The 6649-nt window shown below is 49.3% G+C and carries 4 protein-coding genes; 3 read left to right on the plus strand and 1 reads right to left on the minus strand.

The genetic code is table 11. The features are described 5' to 3' along the window. The first annotated feature begins 44 nt into the window (after positions 1-44). Entirely contained in the window at positions 45-2015 is a 1971-nt protein-coding gene (locus tag ACLR2L_RS17700) for a class I adenylate cyclase (RefSeq protein ID WP_413370022.1), read from the plus strand. 139 nt (positions 2016-2154) lie between these two features. Next, positions 2155-3768 (plus strand): GMC family oxidoreductase, encoded by a 1614-nt coding sequence (locus tag ACLR2L_RS17705; RefSeq protein ID WP_413370024.1) that lies wholly within the window; start codon positions 2155-2157, stop codon positions 3766-3768. A gap of 19 nt (positions 3769-3787) precedes the next feature. Here the strand turns inward: ACLR2L_RS17705 and ACLR2L_RS17710 are convergent, their stop codons facing one another. Then, positions 3788-4402: a TetR/AcrR family transcriptional regulator gene (locus ACLR2L_RS17710; RefSeq protein WP_413370026.1), complete on the minus strand. Its 615-nt coding sequence runs from the start codon at positions 4400-4402 to the stop codon at positions 3788-3790. 118 nt (positions 4403-4520) lie between these two features. Here ACLR2L_RS17710 and ACLR2L_RS17715 point away from each other — a divergent pair, with 118 nt between their 5' ends. Further along, complete coding sequence (locus ACLR2L_RS17715; protein ID WP_413370028.1) at positions 4521-6566, plus strand: NADPH-dependent 2,4-dienoyl-CoA reductase; 2046 nt, start codon at positions 4521-4523, stop codon at positions 6564-6566. Positions 6567-6649: the final 83 nt, after the last annotated feature.

Raw genomic sequence — 6649 nt, forward strand, 5'->3', positions numbered from 1 at the left:
CCGGTTATTCTTGTAACAGTATTAGGATTAAGAACAGGGCGTTAATGAATTCGCGGCAATCGTTAACAGTGAATCAAAACCTGACTATTCGGTTGCTACGGGTACTGCGGTATAACAAAGCACGGATTGAGCGGGCGCTGGCGCTATTGCCAGACGAACACAAACCCTTGTTCCATGTGTTGCCTTTCCTGCTGCATATCAACCATCCCGAGTTCCCCGGCTATGTAAACAATAGTGATGTGCCTATTGGACTGAATAACTTCTCCTTCCGGGACGAAATCAAAGACGCGTTGATGGATTTCTTTCCAATGCAACAGGTGTTGATTGAAGATATTAAGCAAATCTGGCCGAGACAACGTGCCATTGATGCCTTGTTGCTGATGGGCAGTATTGGCACCATTGCACAATCAGAAGAATCGGATTTTGACTACTGGGTGTGTATCGACGGCAAAGCGCATTCGGTTGAGGGATTGGCGTTATTGCAGCAAAAACTCACGGCGATAGAGCAATGGGTTCAGGAAACGTACAACATTGAAGTGCATTTTTTCCTGTCTGATATCGACAAAGTTCGCAACAATGATTTTGGTATTGCCGAGGGTGAGAGCGCGGGTTCTGCCCAGGCGGTATTGCTGAAATCTGAATTTTATACCACCAATATTCTGGTGGCGGGCAAAGCGACGTTTTGGTGGCTGGTACCGGAATCTACCACACAGCAGCAATATTATGCGTTGCGGGACCACCTTAAAGAAGGTGGCTCTCCTGATCCCGACTGGTTTATGGATCTGGGACACATTGAACGCCTCGATCCTAACGAACTGTTTGGCGCGGCTATCTGGCAACTTGGAAAGGCCATGGATTCGTCGTTTAAGTCGGTGATTAAAATGGCCAAGCTAGAGGTGTTCTTAGAGAACGTGGGTAGTGAACTGCCCTTGTGTAATTTGTTGAAAAAGCGCGTGCACAATGGTGATGAAGCGCCAGGCAACGTGGCTACTATTGATCCCTATGCGTTAATGTTCGACCAGGTGATTGCCCATTATGAAGCCACTGGCGATGAGGACGTCGTGCTGTTGTTGCGCCAGTGCCTGTATATCAAGTGCGACTGTGAACTCAGTAAAGCGGCTAAAGAAGGCGATGCGTCGTTTAAACGCCGAATTATGATTGGCTACGTTAAACGTTGGGGGTGGGACCGCAATCAGCTTGCTCATCTGGACAATCTGGATAACTGGTCTTTTCAGGAGAAAATTCAGTTATTCAGGCGAATTCACCAGTTTCTGATCCTGTGTTACCGGCGAATGTCGGGCAAAATGCCCAAAGACAACCAGTTGGTGAGCCAGGAAGACATGACCGTATTGGGCCGGCGTCTCGATACGTTTTATTCGAAAAAGCCCAATAAAATTGAGTTTTTGCGCAGTGGCCTTGATGAACTGGTGTATTGTTCCACAGTCACCGTAAAACTTAACCGCCGTAAAAACGGCACGCCACTTTGGACAGTGTATTCCGGCGACCAACTGGGTAAGCTCAATAAGGGGGTAGAGAAAACCCGCATCACTAACGCGGCCTGTCTCGTGAGGTTAATGCTATGGTGTATCTGCAATCGGGTAATTGATGCCAATACTGAAATCTTATTGGATTACGATACCGACCCTATTACCGAAAATGATTTATATCAGTTTGTTAAGCATGCAGTGAATCTATTTCCGCCTGTTAAAGTGAATTCACTGCCACGCAGTGCATTGATATCACAGCAGAAAATCTCTGCATGTCTGGTTGTATTGAATTTTACGACATCACGATTAAAAGCAACGGTAGAAGACGTGGTCGTTATTTACTCAACGTCATGGGGCGAGACTTTTCTGGCAAATGGGGTGGAAGCGCTCAACAGCATTTGGTACGACTTACAGGAAATGCCCGCCGGCTCAGAGTGTTGTGCGTTTGCACCACAAAGCAGCCAGCGACAACGGATATTTGATGCGTTTTGTGAGAGTGCCGATCACGCTTTCCTGTTGTTGAGTTAACTGCATTTTTACTTTCACCCATAACAAATACTTTGCAGCACTATGGGAATTGCGTTAGCCTTAAGTTAACTGGTACGACCATTTCGGCATCCACAGATTAAGCCAGATAAAGCCAAAGAAACATAGCAAGGAATACGTCATGCATATCCCGGTAGAGCAATACGACTATATTGTGGTGGGCGGTGGTTCTGCAGGTGCCGTGCTGGCTGCCCGCTTAACGGAAAATCCAATGGTTCGTGTGTGCTTACTGGAAGCCGGTGGCACCGATTCAAACCCCTTTATTCATATTCCGTTTGGATTATCTGTACTCAGCCAGTTCGACAGTATTGGCTGGGGATACAATACTGAGCCACAAATTCATTTAAACAACCGCGAATTGTTCTGGCCGCGCGGGAAAACACTGGGTGGTTCCAGCTCGATCAATGCGATGTGCTACATACGTGGTCAGGTGGAAGACTACGACCGCTGGGCGGCAAATGGAGCAAAGGGTTGGGACTTTAACAGCGTATTACCCTACTTTAAAAAAGCCGAAGACTTTTGCAATGGGGCTGACGAATATCATGGCACGGGTGGCCCGCTGGGCGTAGACAACCTGCGTTACACATCCGAACTATCCAGGGCCTTTGTCAATGCAGCAGAACAGGTATCACTGCCGCAATGTAACGACTTTAACCGCCATGACCGAGTAGGGTTGGGGTTGTATCATGTTACTCAGAGAAACGGTCAGCGTTGCTCTACCGCGAAAGGCTATCTAACCGACGCTAAAAAGCGCGGAAACCTAACCATTCTTACTCAGGCTCTGGCTGAGCGTGTGCTCATTAAACAGCAGCGTGCCATTGGTGTGCAGGCGCGGGTAAAAGGCCGTGCCCGTCGCTTGATGGCTAACAAAGAAGTGCTCCTGAGTGCCGGGGCAATCAGTTCTCCGCATTTACTCATGTTGTCGGGTATTGGGCCAGCGGAAGCCTTGCACGACAAAGGCATTCTGGTGCAACAGGATTTACCCGGCGTAGGGCAGAACCTGCAGGATCATCTGGATGCAATAGTGCAGTACCGCACATCAGTGCGCGCAGGCTATGCGATCGCGCTGGGCGCATTGCCACGATATCTTCATGCCGCGTTCCGCTATGCGTTTAAGCGGGATGGCATTTTTTCATCAAATGTGGCAGAAGCAGGTGGCTTTGTTAAATCCAGTTTGGCCAACGAGTTTCCTGATATTCAGTACCACTTTTTACCAGCCATATTGCAGGATCACGGCCGACAGCTTGCGTATGGTTATGGCTATGGTGTGCACGTATGTAATCTGTATCCCAAAAGCCGCGGCGAGATTCGCCTGCAAAGTAATCATCCGGCAGATCATCCCGCCATCGAGCCTAACTATTTGTCTCATGAAGATGACATCAAAGTAATGGTAGATGGCGTAAAACAAGCCAAAGCCATTCTGGATAGCGACGCGTTCAGTAAATTTCACGGCAAGCCTGCGGTAGGGGATGTAGATTTTACCAACGACGCCGACATCGCCAGTTTTATTCGCGAGCAGGCTGAAACCATTTATCACCCGGTTGGTACGTGTAAAATGGGTGCTGACGACGACCCAATGGCGGTTGTTGATTGCCAGCTTAGAGTTCGCAATATTCAGGGATTACGCGTGGTAGACGCGTCTGTCATGCCTGATTTAGTAGGCGGTAACACCAACGCGCCTACTATTATGATCGCCGAGCGTGCCGCCGAATGGATCCGGCAGTCACAGGCGTAAAGTTCGGTTTGAAGCAGGATTAGTCATGTTTCAACAACATGGCAACGGCGCAATTACACATATCGTCAATGTGCTCGGAGTCAGCATACACGCCGTCAATAATCAAACGCGCCAAGCCGTGCAAAGTGGCCCAGATAACCTGTGTTTGTCTGAGCGCAGGCATCGACTGCGCTAATATGCCTTCCTGTTGCCACTGAGTAATTTTATTCAGCATAAAGTGAAACGCCGGAAAGGCGATCTCTTTTAGTTGTTCATCCGCCTGACCGGTTTTCCAAATCGGTCGGCCAAACATCAAATCATAAAGCTGAGGATTGCTGGCAGACCAGTGAATATAGCCATGTACAAACTGAGCTAACCTGTCAGCAGGTGTCATGTCCACAGAATTAGCGCGCGCTTTTGATACGGCAATCCACTGCTCAAATCCACGCGCAGCCACCGCATTTAACAGGGCATTTTTATCGCGGAAATGATGATAAAGCGCAGAGCGGGACACCCCTACATCGTCGGCGAGCTTGCGCAGTGAAAGGGCTTCCACACCTTCTGATTCGATACGTTGCGCAGCGGCATCCAGTAGTGCCGCACGCAGGTCACCATGGTGATACGTCTGGTTGCCTCGCCCGGTGGTCTGCTGCATGAATTAGTCCGTAATAGTAAATAGAAACGCTAGCATAATGTTAATCTTGACAGTGTCAAATTATAAGCCTATCTTGACACTGTTTAGTTTTAAATGAAAACAATAAAAGAGGGCACCCATGACTCAGGCAACCGCGGCAGAAAAACACCCGCTGTACCCACATTTGTTCGAGCCATTAGATCTTGGCTTTACGCAATTAAAGAACCGTATCCTAATGGGTTCTATGCACACCGGTCTTGAAGAGATGCCCGGTGGGCACGCACACATGGCAGCATTCTATGGCGCTCGGGCGGCGGGTGGCGTAGCGTTAATCGTTACTGGCGGTATCGGGCCAAACGACGAGGGCGCAACCCATGCCGAAACCAAGCGTTTAGACAGCGATGAAGCGGTAGCCAATCACAAGCAGGTAACCGATGCGGTACACGCCAATGGCGGAAAAATCTGTATGCAAATTTTGCATACTGGCCGGTATGCCTATAACCCAAAGCTGGTGGCGCCCTCGGCACTGCAAGCGCCTATTAATCCGTTCAAACCTAAAGCGCTTACCGGTGAAGAAATCGAAAAGCAAATCGAGGACTTTGTGTTTGCGGCTAAACAAGCCCAGCGAGCCGGTTACGACGGCGTGGAGATCATGGGATCAGAAGGGTATTTCCTGAACCAGTTTATTGCTGCCCGCACTAACCACCGTGATGACGAGTGGGGCGGGGAGTATAAAAACCGCATGCGCTTACCGGTTGAAGTAGTGCGCCGCGTGCGCGAAGCCGTGGGTGAACAGTTCATTATCATTTATCGCCTATCCATGTTGGATCTGGTAGAAGGCGGCTCCAGTTACGATGAGATCCTTACCTTGGGTAAAGCCATCGAATCCGCCGGTGCCACCATTATCAATACGGGTATTGGTTGGCATGAAGCGCGCATTCCTACTATTGCCACTAAAGTGCCGCGTGCAGCGTTTACCTGGGTAACGGCAAAATTCCGCAAGCAGTTATCCATTCCGGTGATCACCTCTAACCGCATTAACATGCCGGATGTGGCAGAGTCTGTTATTGCGCGTGGCGATGCCGACATGGTGTCGATGGCACGCCCATTCCTGGCCGATCCGGATTTTGTGATCAAAGCGCAGCAGCAGCGTGCTGATGAAATTAACACCTGTATTGGCTGTAATCAGGCGTGTTTGGATCACGTTTTCAACGGTAAACTCACCAGCTGTCTGGTAAATCCGTACGCGTGTCATGAGTTAATGATCACCATGAAACCCGCTGAAGCCGTTAAGTCTATTGCGGTCGTGGGTGCAGGACCAGCTGGCTTGGCCGCTGCCACAACAGCAGCACAGCGCGGCCATAAGGTAGTCTTGTTTGATGCTGCCGACAAAATTGGCGGGCAATTTAATATTGCCAAACAAGTACCCGGTAAAGAAGAATTCAATGAAACACTGCGCTACTACGCAAAGCAACTTGAGTTACTGAATGTTGACGTACGGCTGAATACCTTGGTTACCGCTGAAACGCTGAATGAAGGTGGTTTTGATGCTGTATTGCTGGCAACCGGCATAGTGCCACGCACACCCGGAATTGAAGGTATAGAACACAGCAAAGTGCTTACGTATCTCGATGTATTACGCGACAAAAAGCCGGTGGGCGGCAAGGTGGCTATTATTGGTGCCGGTGGGATCGGGTTTGATACTGCAGAGTACCTTAGCCACGGCAAATCGGTGCCGAGTCAGAATATTGAAGCCTTTATGCGTGAGTGGGGCATTGATATGACGCTGGAAGCCCGCGGTGGGGTAGAAGGCATGAAGCCACAACCAGAGCCGTCACCACGCCAAATCGTGTTGCTTCAGCGTAAATCCACCAAGATTGGTGCAGGTCTGGGTAAAACTACCGGATGGGCGCATCGCCTGGGTTTACAAATGAAAGGCGTGCAAATGATTGCGGGTGTTCAATACGACAAAATTGATGATGCCGGTTTACATATTACCGTAGACGGTGAGCAAAAAGTGCTGGATGTAGATAACGTGATTATCTGTGCCGGACAAGAGCCTCAGCGAGCACTGGTACATGGTTTATCAGTTCCTCATCATCTCATTGGTGGTGCTGATGAAGCGCTTGAACTGGATGCGAAACGCGCCATTGCACAAGGTACCAAAGTCGCCTTAAAACTCTAGCGCAGTAGTTAAATGGCAGTCGGAAATGTGAGTTAATTTCTGACTGCCAATACCAGTTCGGCTTTGTCCTGATCGAGCTGAAA

It is taken from the genome of Alteromonas sp. AMM-1 (assembly GCF_047290655.1).
Lineage (GTDB): Bacteria > Pseudomonadota > Gammaproteobacteria > Enterobacterales > Alteromonadaceae > Alteromonas > Alteromonas mangrovi.